At 70.6% G+C, this 15,058-nt stretch carries 14 protein-coding genes; 5 read left to right on the forward strand and 9 right to left on the reverse strand.

Annotated elements, in window-relative coordinates; translation table 11 throughout:
- Positions 1 to 67: 67 nt before the first annotated feature.
- Positions 68 to 1,093: an LLM class flavin-dependent oxidoreductase gene (locus ACS5NL_RS01765; RefSeq protein ID WP_439351848.1), complete on the forward strand. Its 1,026-nt coding sequence runs from the start codon at positions 68 to 70 to the stop codon at positions 1,091 to 1,093.
- On the opposite strand, the gene ACS5NL_RS01770 is transcribed toward ACS5NL_RS01765, so the two are convergent.
- Positions 1,065 to 1,940, reverse strand: a complete 876-nt coding sequence (locus ACS5NL_RS01770) for an AraC family transcriptional regulator (protein WP_439351849.1) — start codon at positions 1,938 to 1,940, stop codon at positions 1,065 to 1,067. The two genes, ACS5NL_RS01765 and ACS5NL_RS01770, sit on opposite strands and share 29 nt — an antisense overlap.
- Before the next feature lie 128 nt (positions 1,941 to 2,068).
- On the opposite strand from ACS5NL_RS01770, the gene ACS5NL_RS01775 reads away from it, so the two are divergent.
- Entirely contained in the window at positions 2,069 to 2,836 is a 768-nt protein-coding gene (locus ACS5NL_RS01775; RefSeq protein ID WP_439351850.1) for a hypothetical protein, read from the forward strand.
- A 128-nt stretch (positions 2,837 to 2,964) separates the two neighbouring features.
- On the opposite strand, the gene ACS5NL_RS01780 is transcribed toward ACS5NL_RS01775, so the two are convergent.
- From ACS5NL_RS01780 to ubiU, 8 genes are read right to left on the reverse strand one after another with little or no spacing between them, the layout of a single operon-like run.
- Positions 2,965 to 4,248, reverse strand: coding sequence for an acyl-CoA dehydrogenase family protein (locus tag ACS5NL_RS01780; protein WP_439351851.1), 1,284 nt, complete (start codon positions 4,246 to 4,248; stop codon positions 2,965 to 2,967).
- Positions 4,249 to 4,267: 19 nt separating this feature from the next.
- Positions 4,268 to 5,752, reverse strand: a complete 1,485-nt coding sequence (ubiD, locus tag ACS5NL_RS01785; protein WP_439351852.1) for a 4-hydroxy-3-polyprenylbenzoate decarboxylase — start codon at positions 5,750 to 5,752, stop codon at positions 4,268 to 4,270.
- Positions 5,749 to 6,348 carry a UbiX family flavin prenyltransferase gene (locus ACS5NL_RS01790; protein ID WP_439351853.1) on the reverse strand — a complete coding sequence of 200 codons (600 nt, stop codon included), beginning with the start codon at positions 6,346 to 6,348 and terminating at the stop codon, positions 5,749 to 5,751. The genes ubiD and ACS5NL_RS01790 overlap by 4 nt, the downstream gene beginning before the upstream one ends.
- Positions 6,329 to 6,739 carry a putative zinc-binding protein gene (locus ACS5NL_RS01795; RefSeq protein WP_439351854.1) on the reverse strand — a complete coding sequence of 137 codons (411 nt, stop codon included), beginning with the start codon at positions 6,737 to 6,739 and terminating at the stop codon, positions 6,329 to 6,331. The genes ACS5NL_RS01790 and ACS5NL_RS01795 overlap by 20 nt, the downstream gene beginning before the upstream one ends.
- Positions 6,726 to 7,229 carry a ubiquinone anaerobic biosynthesis accessory factor UbiT gene (gene ubiT / locus ACS5NL_RS01800; protein WP_439351855.1) on the reverse strand — a complete coding sequence of 168 codons (504 nt, stop codon included), beginning with the start codon at positions 7,227 to 7,229 and terminating at the stop codon, positions 6,726 to 6,728. The genes ACS5NL_RS01795 and ubiT overlap by 14 nt, the downstream gene beginning before the upstream one ends.
- 16 nt (positions 7,230 to 7,245) lie before the next feature.
- Entirely contained in the window at positions 7,246 to 7,863 is a 618-nt protein-coding gene (gene trhA / locus ACS5NL_RS01805) for a PAQR family membrane homeostasis protein TrhA (RefSeq protein ID WP_439351856.1), read from the reverse strand.
- Positions 7,864 to 7,867: 4 nt separating this feature from the next.
- Positions 7,868 to 8,791 carry a U32 family peptidase gene (locus ACS5NL_RS01810; RefSeq protein ID WP_439351857.1) on the reverse strand — a complete coding sequence of 308 codons (924 nt, stop codon included), beginning with the start codon at positions 8,789 to 8,791 and terminating at the stop codon, positions 7,868 to 7,870.
- A 2-nt stretch (positions 8,792 to 8,793) separates the two neighbouring features.
- Positions 8,794 to 9,792, reverse strand: coding sequence for a ubiquinone anaerobic biosynthesis protein UbiU (gene ubiU / locus ACS5NL_RS01815; RefSeq protein ID WP_439351858.1), 999 nt, complete (start codon positions 9,790 to 9,792; stop codon positions 8,794 to 8,796).
- Positions 9,793 to 10,123: 331 nt separating this feature from the next.
- Between ubiU and ACS5NL_RS01820 the strand changes: the two genes are divergently transcribed.
- The 3 genes from ACS5NL_RS01820 to ACS5NL_RS01830 are packed head-to-tail and all read left to right on the forward strand — an operon-like array spanning position 10,124 to position 15,053.
- A complete protein-coding gene (locus tag ACS5NL_RS01820; RefSeq protein ID WP_439352036.1) occupies positions 10,124 to 11,350 on the forward strand; it encodes an NAD(P)H-dependent flavin oxidoreductase in 1,227 nt (408 codons plus the stop codon).
- The gene (locus tag ACS5NL_RS01825) at positions 11,347 to 13,803 is read left to right on the forward strand and encodes an adenosylcobalamin-dependent ribonucleoside-diphosphate reductase (RefSeq protein ID WP_439351859.1); all 2,457 of its coding nucleotides are present in this window, start codon (positions 11,347 to 11,349) and stop codon (positions 13,801 to 13,803) included. Before ACS5NL_RS01820 ends, ACS5NL_RS01825 begins: the two co-directional genes overlap by 4 nt.
- Positions 13,800 to 15,053, forward strand: a complete 1,254-nt coding sequence (locus tag ACS5NL_RS01830; RefSeq protein WP_439351860.1) for an NnrS family protein — start codon at positions 13,800 to 13,802, stop codon at positions 15,051 to 15,053. Before ACS5NL_RS01825 ends, ACS5NL_RS01830 begins: the two co-directional genes overlap by 4 nt.
- The last annotated feature ends 5 nt before the right edge of the window (positions 15,054 to 15,058 follow it).

Here is a 15,058-nt window from a genome sequence, read left to right on the forward strand (position 1 = left end):
CGGCGTTCCCCGGGACCATCCGGCCCCAGTCCTGCAGCACGCCGGGCAAAGGCACACAATTGTGCGCATGAACGCACTGAAGAACATCCGCCTGTCCCTGCTCGACCTGGTCGCCGTGCGCGAAGGCGGCACGGTGGCCGACGCGCTGGCCATCGCGCTGCGCACGGCGCGCCATGCCGAGTCGCTGGGCTTCACCCGCTACTGGCTGGCCGAGCACCACAACATGAGCGGCATCGCGAGTTCCGCGACCGCCGTGCTGGTCGGCCACGTTGCGGGCGGCACGCAGACCATCCGCGTCGGCTCGGGCGGCGTCATGCTGCCCAACCACGCGCCGCTGGTGGTGGCCGAGGCCTTCGGCACGCTGGCCGAGCTGTACCCGGGGCGCATCGACCTGGGCCTGGGCCGCGCACCGGGCACCGACCCGCTGACCATGCGCGCGCTGCGCCGCGACCGCATCGAGAGCGAGGAGGACTTCCCGCGCGACGTGGCCGAGCTGCAGCGCCTGCTGGACGACGCGCAGCCCGGCCAGAAGCTGATTGCCATGCCCGGCGCGGGGACCAGGGTGCCGGTCTGGCTGCTGGGGTCCAGCCTGTTCTCGGCCCAGCTGGCGGCCGAGCGTGGCCTGCCGTACGCCTTCGCCTCGCACTTCGCGCCGCGTTACCTGTTGCAGGCGCTGCACCTGTACCGGCAGAACTTCAAGCCCTCGAAGGTGCTGGACAAACCCTACGCCATCGTGGGCGTGCCGCTGATCGCCGCCCCGACCGACGACGAGGCCGAGTTCCTCGCCAGCAGCACCTACCAGCGCGTGCTGGGCATCCTGACCGGCAAGCGCGGCCAGCTGCCGGCGCCGGTGCGCGGCTTCATGGACCAGCTGGACGTGCAGGCCCGAGCGGCCATCGCCGACTTCCTGGCCTGCGCCGTGGTGGGCGGCACGGACACCGTGCGTGCTGGCCTGCAGCGGCTGGCCGACGCGACGCAGGCCGACGAGTTCATGCTGGTCAGCGACGTCTTCGACCCCGCGCTGCGCCTGCGCTCGCTCGACATCGCGGCGCAGGCGATGGGCCTCAGCGCCCCGGTGGCGTCGAGTCCTTGAGCCAGTCGCGCGGTGAGCGCCCGGACTTGGCGGCAAACGCGCGGCTCAGGGCCGAGGGGTTGGCGTAGCCGAGGTCGCTGGCCAGCTGCTTGATGGAGGCGCCCTGCAACAGCCCCGCCTGGGCCAGGCCGATGCGCCAGTCGGCGAGGTAGTCCGCCGGCGTCTGGCCGACCAGATCCCGAAACAGGTTGGTGAAGCTGGTGCGTGACATGCCGGCCACCGTGGCCAGTTGCTCCACGCTCCAGGGCGTGCCGGGCGCGTCGTGCAGGGCCACCAGGGCGCGCGCCAGCCGGGGGGCCGACAGCCCGGTGACGAGTCCGGGCGGCACGCCGGCCTCGCGCGGGTGGTCGAGCAGCCAGCGCAGTGTCTGGATCAGGACCACCTCGAACAGCCGGTCGGCCAGCAGGCGGTGCCCGCAGCGCACCCGGTCGGTTTCGGCGAACAGCAGGTCCAGCGAAGCCGCCAGGCCGTCGACCTCGTCCAGCGGCAGGACGAGGGCGCCGGGCAGGGTGCGCACCAGCGGATGCGCCTGGCCACCGTCGAACTGCAGCTGCGCGCAGGTGAAGTCGGCGCCTTCGACCGGCGGGTTGTGGAAGTGGTGGGTGATCGCGCGCGGATAGAACAGCAGCGAGGGCGCGCTGATGTGCAGGCGCAGCGGCACCCCCTGCCGGGGCGGGTGGGTGACGTCGAGCGTGCCCCGGCGCAGCACGTGCAGGTAGCCCGTGCCCGGCGGGGGGGTGAAGCTCTGCAGGCCACAGAGCGTGCCGGTGAACGACAGCTGGGCGCGCACGCGAAAGCGCTCCAGCAGGCCGGACAGGCGATCAATGGGCGGGTGCGGAACGGTCATGCCAGGGGGTGGACGAAAGGGTATGAATTCTGTACGAAATGAACCCATCTGAACAGACCGCAACCCGACACTGGATGCCACGGATCGCCGCCCGGCGGTCCGATCCCTTCCCAACCCAGGAGTCTTTGATGCGTTCCTTCTGCTTGCCCACCTCCCTTCAGGCCGCCCTGTTGACGGCCGCCCTCGCTGCCGTCGGCCCCGCCCTGGCCCACGATCACCAGGCGCACACCGGTGGCATCGCGACCGCGCGGGCCCAGGCGGTCCACGCGCCCTTCGACGTGGTGCACACCCGCATCACCACCGAAGACAAGGCCCTGGTGTTCCACATGCAGGTCTCGGGCAAGGCCGGGCACACCCGGCCGACGAAGTCCGGCAAGCTCGCCGGCAGCCGGGTGTTCTCCTATGTGTGGCCGACCAGCCTGGACCCGGCCGAGGTCGGCTTCGAGCCCAAGGCCGGCATCCTGGCCTTTGCCGTCACTGCCCACCCCGACTTCGACGACACGCCGCTGTTCGACGAAAACGGCGACGGCAACCTGAAGAACGACGGCGGCGTGTGGCACGCGCACTGGGTGGTGCTGCAGCCCGACGAAGCCTGCGGCAAAGGCGCGCTGAAGGTGGTCGACATCCCCGAAGGTAGCCAGCCACGCCTGCCCAAGACCTGGCCCGGCCTGCCGCTGCTGATCGACAGCCCCGGCTGGAGCCCGGCGTTCACGCGCGACAGCGTGAACGTGCGCGTGCCGTTCGACAACGTGTCGGCGCTGCAGGCCCTGAAGTTCGACGGCGTGACCGCGGCCCTGCGGGTGAACGCCAGCCTGCACGCGCCGCTGCTGTGCGTGGCGCAGGTGTTCAAGGTGGCCTCGGGCGACCTGTCGCTGCCGGGAGCGCTCGACCGCTGAAGTGGAAACACCCCCGCCGCGCTTCGCGCGACCCCCTCAAGGGGGCGGCACTGGCCGTCCGGCAAAGCCGGCCCGGCGGTGCCCTTGACGGATGGGCGCGACCCATGCGGCGGCGGAGCGTGGGGGCACTACAGCCTCGGCGGCGTGCGCATCTGCTCCGGCGTGGTGAAGTAAGCGGACAGCGAGCCCAGACGCTCGCGCGCCAGCGCGAATTCGTGCCGCGCCACGCTGCGCAGGTGCACCTCGTCGGGCCCGTCGAGCAGGTGCAGCGCGCGGCCCCAGGTCCAGAACTGCGCCAGCGGTGTGTCGGGCGACAGGCCCATGGCGCCGAAGACCTGCATCGCCCGGTCCACCACGCGGGTCTGCAGGTTCGCGGCCACCACCTTGATGGCGGCGACCTGGGCGCGCACGGCGGCCGGCTCGACCTGCTCCGGGTGGTCCAGCAGCCAGGCGCAGCGCAGCACCAGCAGACGCGCCTGGTCGATCTCGATGCGCGAGAGCGCGATCCATTCCTGCACGTTGGCGTAGTCGGCCAGGTGGTGGCCAAAGCTGCGCCGTTCCAGCGCGCGCTCGGTGGCCAGCGCCAGCGCCAGCTCGCACTGACCGATGGTGCGCATGCAGTGGTGCACCCGGCCCGGGCCGAGCCGGGCCTGCGCCATCGCGAAGCCGTGGCCCCATTCGCCCAGCAGGTGGTCGGCCGGCACGCGCGCGCCGCGCAGCAGGATCTCGCAATGCCCCTCGGGCGCGTGGTGGTGCACCACCGGGATGTTGCGCACCACCTCCAGCCCCGGCGTGCCCATCGGCAGCAGCACCATGCTGTGCTGGTGGTGCGGGTCCTCGTCCTCCCCGTCGGCGTTGCGCGCCATCACGATCAGCACGCGGCAGGCCGGGTGCGCGACGCCGGTGATGAACCACTTGCGGCCGTTGAGCACGAGCTCATTGCCCTCGCGCCGAACGGTCGTCTGCAGGTTGGTCGGGTCGGACGAGGCCACGTCGGGCTCGGACATCGCAAACGCGGATCGGATCGTGCCGTGCAGCAGCGGCAGCAGCCACTGCGCGCGTTGCGCCGGCGTGGCGAAGCGGTGCAGCAGTTCCATGTTGCCGGTGTCGGGCGCGCTGCAGTTGAAGACCTCGGCCGCCCAGCTGAGCTTGCCCATCGCTTCGGCCAGCGGCGCGTAGTCGAGGTTGGCCAGGCGGGTGCCCGGCTCGTCCTCGCGCAGCCCGGGCAGGAACAGGTTCCACAGGCCTTCTTCGCGCGCCAGGGTTTTCAGGTCATCCAGGAAGGGCGGGGGGTAGTGGCCGTCCTGCACCGCCTGGTGCCAGGCCGCGTTGTGGGGCAGCACATAGGTCTGCAGAAACTGGTCCAGCTGGCGCAACAGCGCCTGCGCGCGGGGGCTGTGTTCGAAGTCCATGCGGACGATTCTGGGCGGCTCACAACCCGAGCCGTGTCGCCAGCGTGTCCATGCGCGCGCGCACGGCCGGGTCCATGGCCATGGTGCGGCCCCATTCGCGCTGCGTCTCGCCGGGCCATTTGTTGGTCGCGTCCAGCCCCATCTTGCTGCCCAGGCCGCTGACGGGCGAGGCGAAGTCGAGGTAGTCGATCGGCGTGTGTTCGATGGTGAACGTGTCGCGCGCCGGGTCCATGCGCGTGCTCATGGCCCACACCACATCCTTCCAGTCGCGCACATCGATGTCTTCATCGACCACGACGATGAACTTGGTGTACATGAACTGGCGCAGGTGGCTCCAGACGCCCATCATCACGCGCCGCGCGTGGCCGGCGTAGGCCTTGCGGATGCTGACCACCGCCATGCGGTAACTGCAGGCCTCGGGCGGCAGGTGGAAGTCGACGATCTCGGGGAACTGGCGTTGCAGCAGCGGGATGAAGAGTTCGTTCATCGCCACGCCCAGCACGGCCGGTTCGTCGGGCGGCTTGCCGGTGTAGGTGGAGTGGTAGATCGCATCGCGGCGGCGCGTGATGCGCTCGACGGTGAAGACCGGAAACTCCGCGCGTTCGTTGTAGTAGCCGGTGTGGTCACCGTACGGCCCTTCGAGCGCGTGCTGGTACCCGCTGGGGTGGGCCGGGTCGGGGTGGATGTGGCCTTCGAGCACGATCTCGGCCGTGGCCGGCACGCGCAGCGGCACGCCGATGGCGGGCGCCACCTCGGTGCGCGCGCCGCGCAGCAGGCCGGCGAACTGGTACTCGCTCAGGCTGTCGGGCACCGGCGTGACGGCGCCCAGGATGGTGGCCGGGTCGGCGCCGATGGCCACCGCCACCGGGTAGGGTTGGCCGGGGTGCAGGCGGCCGTGTTCGCGGAAGTCCTGCGCGCCGCCGCGGTGCGCGAGCCAGCGCAGGATCAGCTGGTTGCGCGAGAGCACCTGCTGGCGGTAGATGCCCAGGTTCTGCCGCGGCTTGTGCGGACCCTGGGTGATGACCAGGCCCCAGGTGATCAGCGGCGCCACGTCGCCGGGCCAGCAGTGCTGGATCGGCAGCTGCGACAGGTCCACGTCTTCGCCCTCGATCACCAGCGCCTGGCAGGGCGCGTGGCGCACCTCGCGCGGGCTCATGTGCCAGAGCGACTTCACCAGGTCGCCCAGGCCCGCCATCTCGCGCAGGCCGCGCGGCGCCTCGGGCTCCTTCAGCCGCGCCAGCACCTCGCCGAAGCGGCGCAGCTCGCCCACGTCGGCCACGCCCATGGCGCGCGCCACGCGCGCGGTGGTGCCGAACAGGTTGGCCAGCACCGGCATGGTGTGGCCGGTGGGGTTTTCAAACAGCAGCGCCGGGCCGCCGGCGCGCAGCACGCGGTCGCACAGCGCGGTCATTTCCAGCTGCGGCGAGACCGGTTCGCGCACGCGCTGGAGTTCGCCGGCGGCTTCGAGTTGCGCCACGAAGTCGCGCAGGTCCCTGTGGGTCATGCGGGCGCGGTCTCCAGCCCCGCCCAGCGCTCGCCCAGCGTGTGCGGCACATCGAGCAGGTCGAGCACGCGCGCCACGCTGGCGTCGACGATGTCGTCGATGGACTGCGGCCGCAGGTAGAAGGCGGGCACCGGCGGACAGACGATGGCGCCCATCTCGGTGACAGCGGTCATGTTGCGCAGGTGGCCCAGGTGCAGCGGCGTCTCGCGCGCCATCAGCACCAGGCGGCGGCGTTCCTTGAGCGCCACGTCGGCGGCGCGCGTGACCAGGTTGTCCGACAGGCCGTGTGCGATGGCCGCGAGCGTGCGCATGGAACACGGCGCGACCACCATGCCGCCGCAGCGGAACGACCCGCTGGCCGGGCCGGCGCCGATGTCGGCCGCGTCGTGCAGCGTGTGCACCAGCGGCCGCAGGGTCGACGGGCCGGCGGCGCACTCGTGGCGCAGGGTCTGCCAGCCGGCGTCGGAGACGACCGCGTGGAGCTCGATGCCCGCCATCGGCTGCAGGGTCTGCAGCAGGCGCAGGCCGTAGACGGCGCCGCTGGCGCCGGTGATCGCCACCAGCAGGCGGCGGCGCTCAGGCGGGGTCGGGTTCATGCGCGGTGGCGGGTGGGGCGGTGAGGGTGTGCAGGTCGCTGCGCACGCGGAACAGCACCGCCTCCGCCTGGTCGGGGTCGAAGTCTTCGTGCAGGCGCTTGCGCACGCCGTAGAGCTGCAGCTGGTGGTGCCGGGTGGGGGCGATGCCGTGGCGCTGCAGGCAGTGGCGCGCGCATTCGAGCGGACAGCCGTCCAGCACCACGATGGGCCGGCCCGAGCGCGCGGTCTTGAGCAGGTGCGGCACGTCGCCGCCCACGCCCGCGATGCAGGACATCTCCGCGACGCCCGTGCGGTCCAGCCGCACCGCGACGTGGTTGGCCAGCTGCGCGGCGCTGGAGCAGCCCGAGCAGGCGTAGACGACGGGCAGTGCCGGGCGCTCAGCGCGGTCCATGGGAGGCACCGAAGGGGCGCAGCCGCTGCAGGCGCGCGAACACGGCCGACGGCGCCCACTGCGCGCGATCGAACACCGGCAGCTCCAGCGCGTCGAGCGCGTTCTTGACCAACAGGCCCAGTTCGGTGTCGCCCTCCATCGACAGGCGGCGGTTGAAGAACAGCGTGTCGGGGTCGTCCAGCCGCTGGGCCAGGCGCAGGAAGTCGTGAGCATTTGCGCTCAGTGTCAGGTCGGCGGCCTGTTGCGGCGCGCAGGCGCGGAACTGGCCGTCCTGCCAGCGGAAGTCGAAGCGCAGGCCCGCGTCACGCACCTGGATGCGGAAGCGCCGGCCGTCCAGGTGCGCGCCCACGTCGGCCGGCAGCTGGCGCGCCAGCACCAGGTTCAAACCGGTGACCAGCAGCAGCGAGCCGGGGTAGGGCGGCAGCTGGGTGAGCAGGCGGGCCAGCGGGGGCGGCACGGTGAAGCGGCGTTCGGAGGGGGCAGCAGTCATGGAGGGCGGCATGGCCTCAGGCCACGTAGAGCAGGAAGGTGAAGAAGTGGCAGGCACTGCCACCGAGCACGAACAGGTGCCAGATGCCGTGGCTGTGGCGCAGCCGCCCGTCGGCCACGTAGAAGGCGACGCCGCCGGTGTAGAGCGCGCCGCCGGCGGCCAGCCAGGCGAATCCGCCTGGCCCCAGCGCCTGCCACAGCGGCACCACCGCCGCCAGCGCCAGCCAGCCCATGAGCACATACAGCGCCAGCGACAGGCGCCGCGCGCCGCGGGCCAGCCAGATTTCCTGCGCGATGCCCAGCACGGCCAGCGACCAGACCACGCCCAGCAGCGTCCAGCCCCAGGGGCCGCGCAGCGACACCAGCGCAAACGGCGTGTAGCTGCCGGCGATCAGCAGGTAGATGCTGCAGTGGTCCAGTTTCTGGAACACCGCCTTGGCGCGGCCGATCAGCGAGTGGTAGAGCGTCGAGGCCAGGTACAGCGCGATGAGCATGGCGCCGTAGACACTGAAGGCCACGATGCGCCACGCATCGCCCTGCAGCGAGGCGTGGGTGATGAGCACCGCGGCGCCGGCCACGGACAGAAGCCCCCCGACCAGGTGGCTGATGCTGTTGAAACGTTCGCCGTGCACCATGGCGTCAGGCGGGAACCGCGTGGGAGGTTTCGACCCGCTCCAGCCCCGGCCGGCCGTGCCAGTAGCCGTTGCAGTCGGGCTGGCCGTCGCCCGACGCGGGCAGCAGCGGCAGCAGGGCCTGGCGCGCTGCGTCCGGTGCGAGTGCGCCGCGGCGCAGCGCGTCGTACAGCGCCACGGTCTCGGCCGTGTGCCGCGCCTGCGGACTGATGCGGGCCACGTCCACGCCGAGCGCGACCAGGTCGTCCCAGGCGTCGATCAGGCTGTGCACCCGGGCCGACTGGGTCTGGATGCCGTTGAGCACCAGGAAGTCGGCCTGCTCGCGGGTCTGCAGCATCAGGCCGTCGGGGTGGTCAAGGCAGCTGAACTGGCAGTCGTCCTTGGGCAGGTTGCGGTGGCGCGCGGTGAAGCAGCGGGCCGAAAACGCCAGCGGCAGCCGGCCGTGCACGAACACCTCGGTCTGCAGGCCGGCCGGGCGCTCGCGCTGCAGCAGGGCGAGGTCGTCGCGCTTCATCTCCAGTGGCGCGACCCAGCGCATGGCGCCCTGCTCCGCCAACCAGCGCAGCGAGGGGGCGTTGTAGAGGTTCAGGTGCGGCCCGGCGACGAAGGGCCGCTGCCCGGCCAGCGCGCCGACCGCGCCCATGTCGTTGGCCTCCACAAGGAAGTCCTCGTTCGCGGCGATCTTCTGCATCGCGCCCACGTCCGAGCCCGATTCGAGCAGCACCATGGTCGACAGCACCACCGTCTTGCCCGCCTCTTTCAGCAGCTGCGCCACGTCCAGCCAGTCCGACAGGCGCAGCTCGTGCCGGCGCGAGCAGGTGACCTCGCCGAGGTAGACGGTGTCCACCGCCGTCGCGGCCATGGCCTCGTAGAAGTCGAACACCGTGCCGCGCGGCCAGTAATACTGCAAAGGGCCCAGAGAGAGTTGCATGGTCATTTCCAAGGGCGGTGGTAGGCGCCGAGGGTGTGTTGCTGGCCTTCGGCCACCTGGTCGAGTGCGGCCATCCACTGGCCCTTGGGCGTGTAGTGCTGGGGCTGGGCCGCGCACTGGTCGATGGCCTCGCGCCAGACCTGGGTGACCTGCGCCACATAGGCCGGGCTGCGCTGGCGGCCTTCGATCTTGATGGCGCGCACGCCCATCTGCGCCAGCTGCGGCAGCAGCGACAGGGTGTTGAGGCTGGTCGGCTCCTCGATCGCGTAGTAGCTGTGGTCGTCCTCGACGTCGAAGCGGCCCTTGCACAGCGTCGGGTAGCCGGCGCTCTCGCCCGGCGCGTAGCGGTCGATCAGCACGCCGTTCAGCCGCGACTCCAGCCCCCGGGGCGTCTCCTGCCAGCGCACCGCCTTGGCGGGCGAGCACACGCCGTGCGTGTTGGGCGATTCGCCGGTCACGTAGGACGAGAGCGCGCAGCGGCCCTCGACCATCACGCACAGGCTGCCGAAGCCGAAGACCTCGATCTCCACCGGCGTCTTCTGCACCAGCAGGCGCACCTGTTCGAGCGAGAGCACGCGCGGCAGCACGGCGCGCGCGATGCCGAACTGCCGGTGGTAGAAGTTGATGGCCTCGTGGTTGGTGGCCGAGCCTTGCACCGACAGGTGCAGCCGCAGCCGCGGGTGGCGCTGCACCGCGTACTGCATCAGTCCGGGGTCGGCCAGGATCACCGCGTCCACGCCCAGCGTCACCGCCTTGTCCAGCGCCTGCTGCCAGCGCTGCGGCTGATCGGCCTGCGGATAGGTGTTGATGGCCATGAAGACCTGGCGGCCGCGGTGGTGGGCGTAGGCGATGCCGCTGGCGATGCCGGCGTCGTCGAAGTTCAGGCCGGCGAAGTTGCGCGCATTGGTCGCGTCGCGCAGGCCCAGGTAGACGCAGCTGGCGCCGTGGTCGATGGCGGTCTTGAGGGCGGGCAGGCTGCCGGCGGGGCAGACGAGATCCATAGGGAAGCCGTGGAGTGTTGGCCGGCGAGCGGCGGAAAGAAGGCGCGACCATAGCCCCGCCCCGAAGCCCTGTGCTTGACCCGCGTCAAGGGCGCCGTGGCTTGATCTGTCGCAACCCGGTGCAGGCACGGCCCCAGGCTGGCAACTGGATGTTTTCACAGGCGTCGACAGAAATTCTTGACCCAGAACAAGGCGCCCGCGGGTCGTCGTCGGTACGCTCCTCCAGCGGTTTTTTGCGCCGCCCAACGGGACAGACACGATGAATGCACGAGATGAGATGGGGGCGGTTTCGCCTGTGGACGGCGAAGCGGCAGCCCGCGCCGACGCGTTGATGCGGCTGGCGCACGAAGGCGGCATGCGGTCGTGGAGCCTCAAGGGCCGGGAGCTGGTCCCGGTGGTGCAGGGCGGCATGGGCGTGGGCGTCTCGGCCGGCGGACTGGCCGGCGCGGTCGCCTCGCTGGGTGGGGTCGGCACTGTGTCGTCGGTGGACCTGCGCCGTCTGCACCCGGACCTGATGGCGCAGACCGCGCACCTGGAAAACGGCAAGGAGCCCGACGCCCGCGCGCGCATCGACACCGCCAACCTGGTCGCGCTGGACCGCGAGATCCGCCGTGCCCGGCTGCTCTCGCAGGGCCGAGGCGCGGTCGCGGTGAACATCATGAAGGCCCTGTCGGCCTACGAGATCTATGTGCGGCAGGCGCTGGAGAGTGGCGCCGACGCGGTGGTGGTCGGCGCCGGCCTGCCGCTGGACCTGCCTGAAATCGCCAAGGACCACCCGGACACGGCGCTGATCCCCATCCTGTCGGACGCGCGCGGCATCCAGCTGATCGTCAAGAAGTGGGAGAAAAAAGGCCGTCTGCCCGACGCCATCGTGATCGAGCACCCCCGCCTGGCCGGTGGCCACCTGGGCGCCGCCAAGGTGGCCGACCTGCAGGACCCGCGCTTCGAATTCGAGACCGTGATCCCGCAGACCCTGGAATTTTTCAAATCGGCCGGACTGGAAGGAAAGATTCCCTTGATCGCCGCCGGCGGCATTTCCCGGCGGGAAGACCTCATCCGGCTGCAGGGATTGGGCGCCAGTGCGGTGCAGATGGGCACCGCGTTCGCGGTCACCCTCGAGTGCGACGCCGACCCGACGTTCAAGAAGGTGCTGGCCGAAGCCCGGCCCGAGGACATCGTCGAATTCATCAGCGTGGCCGGGCTGCCGGCGCGCGGAGTGCGCACTCACTGGCTGGAAAAGTACCTGCGGGTGGAGCCCAAGCTGAAGGAGGTGGCCCACGTCAAGACCCACTGCAACATGGCCTTCGACTGCTTGGCGCATTGCGGATTGCGGGATGGCAAGGCCGATATGGGCCAGTTCTGCATCGACCAGCAGCTGGCCCATGCGATGGAAGGCGACGAAGACCGGGGGCTTTTCTTCCGCGGCGCCGGTACCCTGCCGTTTGGCAAGGACATCCGATCGGTCCATGATCTGATGTTCTGGATGATGTCGGGAGCTCTCCCGGCCGGCTCGGAAGCTGTACCATCCCACGCCTTCAAGACAGGAGCCCTCGCATGAAGCGCGACCCCAGCCCCGGAGCACAGCAGCTCCGGGACCCCCAGCCCATCAGCCTCGATGTGCTGGAAGAAAAATACCTCAAGCCCGGTGAAACCGGCATCGACGATCTCTACCGCCGGGTGGCCAAGGCCCTGGCTTCGGTGGAAAAAGAAGCCATCCGCGCCGAATGGGAACGCAAGTTCCTCGACAACCTGTATGCGGGCGCCATCGGCGCCGGCCGGATCATGAGTGCCGCCGGCACCGACATCCAGGCCACGCTGATCAACTGCTTCGTGCAGCCCGTGGGCGACTGCATCCAGGGCTTCGACGACGAAGGCTTCCCGGGCATTTACGAGGCCCTGCGCGAAGCCGCCGAAACCATGCGCCGCGGTGGCGGTGTCGGCTACGACTTCTCGCGCATCCGCCCGCGCGGCGCCGAGGTCAAGGGCACGCACTCGATGGCCTCGGGCCCGTGCAGCTACATCAATGTGTTCGACCAGTCGTGCTCGACGGTCGAGAGCGCCGGTGCGCGCCGCGGCGCCCAGATGGGCGTGCTGCGCATCGACCACCCGGACGTGCTGGACTTCATCACCGCCAAGCGCACGCCCGGCCGCTGGAACAACTTCAACGTGTCGGTCGGTGTGAGCGACGCCTTCATGGAGGCCGTGGCCGGTGACCAGCCCTGGGAACTGGTGCACAAGTCCCGTCCCGGCAGCAAGGCGATGGACAAGGGCGCCTACCAGCGCGCCGACGGCCTGTGGGTCTACCAGAGCGTGCCCGCCCGCGAGCTGTGGGACACCATCATGAAGTCGGCCTACGACTTCGCCGAGCCCGGCATCCTGTTCCTGGACAAGATCAACACCGACAACAACCTGCGCTACTGCGAAGGCATTGCCGCGACCAACCCTTGCGGCGAGCAGCCGCTGCCGTCCTACGGTTGCTGCGACCTCGGCCCGATCATCCTGACCCACTTCGTGCGCAACGCCTTTGGCTTCGGCGGCGTGCCGGCGTTCGACTTCGGCGCCTTCGAGCAGGCCGTCGCGACCCAGGTGCGCGCGCTGGACAACGTGCTGGACGTGACCTTCTGGCCGCTGGAACAGCAGCGCAAGGAAGCGCAGGACAAGCGCCGCATTGGTGTCGGCTTCACCGGCATGGGCAACACGCTGGCGATGCTGTGCGTGCGCTACGACCGCGAAGAAGGCCGCGAGGTCGCCGCCAAGATCGCCGAACACATGCGCGACGCGGCCTACCGCGCCTCGATCGCTCTGGCCAAGGAAAAGGGCGCCTTTCCCAAGTTCGACGCCAACGGTTATCTCGAACCCGGCACCTTCGCCAGCCGCCTGCCCGAGGCGATCCGCCAGTCCATCCGCAAGCACGGCATCCGCAACAGCCACCTGCTCTCGATCGCCCCGACCGGCACGGTCAGCCTGGCCTTTGCCGACAACGCCTCCAACGGCATCGAGCCGCCCTTCTCGTGGAGCTACCGCCGCAAGAAGCGCGAGGCCGATGGCTCGACCCGCGACTACGCGGTCGAAGACCACGCCTGGCGCCTCTACCGCGACCTCGGCGGCGACGTCGATGCCCTGCCCGACTACTTCGTGAATGCGCTGGCGATGAGCGCCGGCGAGCACATCGCGATGATGGAAGCGGTGCAGCCCTTCGTCGACACCGCGATCTCCAAGACCGTCAACGTGCCGGGCGACTACCCCTACGAAGACTTCAAGAACCTGTACCTCAAGGCCTGGCGCGCCAGCCTCAAGGGCATGGCGACCTACCGTCCCAACAACATCCTGGGCTCGGTGCTCGACACCGGCGCGCCGGTGGTCGAAGCCAAGCCGGTCGCTCCGGTGGTGACGCCGGTCGACCCGATGCGCACCGTGATCGAGAGCCGTCCCAAGGGCGCGCTGTCGGCCGTGGCCGACAAGATCGAGTACTGGACGCAGGAAGGCCACAAGACGCTGTACATCGTGGTCTCGTTCCTGCCGGTGACCGCCGCCGACGGCAAGGGCACGGTCGAACGCGCGATCGAGTTCTTCATGCCGGTGGGCCAGAACGGCGAGTCGCAGCAGTGGATCACCTCCACCATGCGCATGCTCTCGCTGGCCGCGCGCGGCGGTTTCCTGGGCCGTGCGCTGTCCGACATGCGCAAGGTCGCCTGGGACCGCGGCCCGGTGCGTCTGGGCACGTATCAGAAGGCCGACGGCACGCACGTGCCGATGTGGCACGACTCCGAGGTCGCCGCCATCGCCTTCGCGCTGCAGAACATCATCGCCCGCCGCAACCAGGTGGCCGACACCGCCGCGGTCGCGACGCCGCACGCCCCGGCCGCGCCCGAGCTGGTCGGCATGTCGACCGGCATGTCCTCCAGCGTGATGGCCGGCAAGAAATGCCCCGAGTGCGGTGCCCACGCCATGATCCGCAAGGACGGCTGCGACTACTGCACTTCCTGCGGGCACCTCGGCTCCTGCGGATGAGCACGGCCGGGGTGGCGCCCTGGCAATGGGCCAGCCTGTGGCGCGCGCCGCACCGGCTGGCCTTTTTTTCTGGGGTGCTGCTGCTGGTCGCCTCGGCCGCCTGGTGGGCGGCGGTGCAGGTCGACCGGGTGAGCGGCGTGTTCGGGCTGTCCTACGCGGTCTCGCCCACGCTGACCCACGCCGCGGTCATGACCCTGGGCTTCATGCCGCTGTTCTTTGCCGGCTTCCTGTTCACCGCCGGTCCCAAGTGGCTGGGCGTGGACGCACCGGACGCCCGGGCCATCACGCCCGTCCTGGCCCTGCAGGTGGCCGGCTGGCTGCTGTGGCTGGCGGGCGCGCATGTGCACCGCGACGTGGCGGTGGCCGGTGCCCTTATCGCGGCGGCCGGTCTGGGCGCGCAGAACGCGGCGTTCTGGCGCCTGTGGCGCGCCAGCCGGGCCGCCGACCGGGTACACGCCACGGTGATCGCCCTCGGCGGCACGCTGGGCGCCCTGTGCGCCGCCGGCATCGGGGTCGCGCTGCTGCTGGATGCCGGGTCGGTGGCCCTGGCCCTGGTGCACACCGCGCTGTGGGGCTTCATCGTCGTCACCTATGTCAGCGTCGCGCACCGCATGATTCCCTTCTTCACTTCCGGCGCGCTGCCCATGATCGGGGCCTGGCGCCCGTTCTGGGTGCTGTGGCTGATGCTGGCGACGGCGGTGCTCGAGGCCGTGTCGGTGTGGCTGATGCTCGCCGGCTGGGGCGAGGGCACGGCCTGGCGCCTGCTGCGCGGCGCGCTGGAGCTGGGCGTCGGCGGCGTGCTGGTCTGGCTGGCCTGGGTCTGGGGCCTGGTGCAGAGCCTGAAGATCCGCCTGCTGGCCATGCTGCACGTGGGCTTTGTCTGGTTCGGCCTGTCGCTGCTGCTTTCGGGCCTGTCGCAATGGCTGCTGGCGGCCGGTGGCGTGCCCACGCTGGGCCTGGGCGCGCTGCACGCGCTGACCATGGGCTTCCTCGGTTCGATCCTGCTGGCCATGGTCACGCGCGTGGCCTGCGGCCACAGCGGCCGCGCGCTGGTGGCCGACGCCACCGTGTGGACCCTGTTCTGGGGGCTGCAGGTGGCGGTGCTGCTGCGCATCGCGGGCACCCTGCCCCATGCCGGCGGCCTCTGGCTGGCCGCGGCCGCGCTGACCTGGGCCGGCGTGGTGCTGGTCTGGGGCGGCCGGCTGGTGAACTGGTTCGGCCGGCCGCGTGCCGATGGCCGGCCGGGGTGACACCC

The sequence above is a fragment of the Hydrogenophaga sedimenti genome (assembly GCF_051857515.1).
Lineage (GTDB): Bacteria > Pseudomonadota > Gammaproteobacteria > Burkholderiales > Burkholderiaceae_C > Hydrogenophaga.

Coding starts and splice junctions, on each gene's coding strand:
- ACS5NL_RS01820 (WP_439352036.1), top strand. CDS start 10,124: ATGCGGCTGGCGCACGAAGGCGGCATGCGGTCGTGGAGCCTCAAGGGC.
- ACS5NL_RS01770 (WP_439351849.1), bottom strand. CDS start 1,940: ATGACCGTTCCGCACCCGCCCATTGATCGCCTGTCCGGCCTGCTGGAG.
- ACS5NL_RS01795 (WP_439351854.1), bottom strand. CDS start 6,739: ATGGACCGCGCTGAGCGCCCGGCACTGCCCGTCGTCTACGCCTGCTCG.
- ACS5NL_RS01825 (WP_439351859.1), top strand. CDS start 11,347: ATGAAGCGCGACCCCAGCCCCGGAGCACAGCAGCTCCGGGACCCCCAG.
- ACS5NL_RS01830 (WP_439351860.1), top strand. CDS start 13,800: ATGAGCACGGCCGGGGTGGCGCCCTGGCAATGGGCCAGCCTGTGGCGC.
- ACS5NL_RS01780 (WP_439351851.1), bottom strand. CDS start 4,248: ATGGACTTCGAACACAGCCCCCGCGCGCAGGCGCTGTTGCGCCAGCTG.
- ubiU (WP_439351858.1), bottom strand. CDS start 9,792: ATGGATCTCGTCTGCCCCGCCGGCAGCCTGCCCGCCCTCAAGACCGCC.
- ACS5NL_RS01765 (WP_439351848.1), top strand. CDS start 68: ATGAACGCACTGAAGAACATCCGCCTGTCCCTGCTCGACCTGGTCGCC.
- ACS5NL_RS01810 (WP_439351857.1), bottom strand. CDS start 8,791: ATGCAACTCTCTCTGGGCCCTTTGCAGTATTACTGGCCGCGCGGCACG.
- ubiD (WP_439351852.1), bottom strand. CDS start 5,752: ATGACCCACAGGGACCTGCGCGACTTCGTGGCGCAACTCGAAGCCGCC.
- ACS5NL_RS01775 (WP_439351850.1), top strand. CDS start 2,069: ATGCGTTCCTTCTGCTTGCCCACCTCCCTTCAGGCCGCCCTGTTGACG.
- ACS5NL_RS01790 (WP_439351853.1), bottom strand. CDS start 6,348: ATGAACCCGACCCCGCCTGAGCGCCGCCGCCTGCTGGTGGCGATCACC.
- trhA (WP_439351856.1), bottom strand. CDS start 7,863: ATGGTGCACGGCGAACGTTTCAACAGCATCAGCCACCTGGTCGGGGGG.
- ubiT (WP_439351855.1), bottom strand. CDS start 7,229: ATGACTGCTGCCCCCTCCGAACGCCGCTTCACCGTGCCGCCCCCGCTG.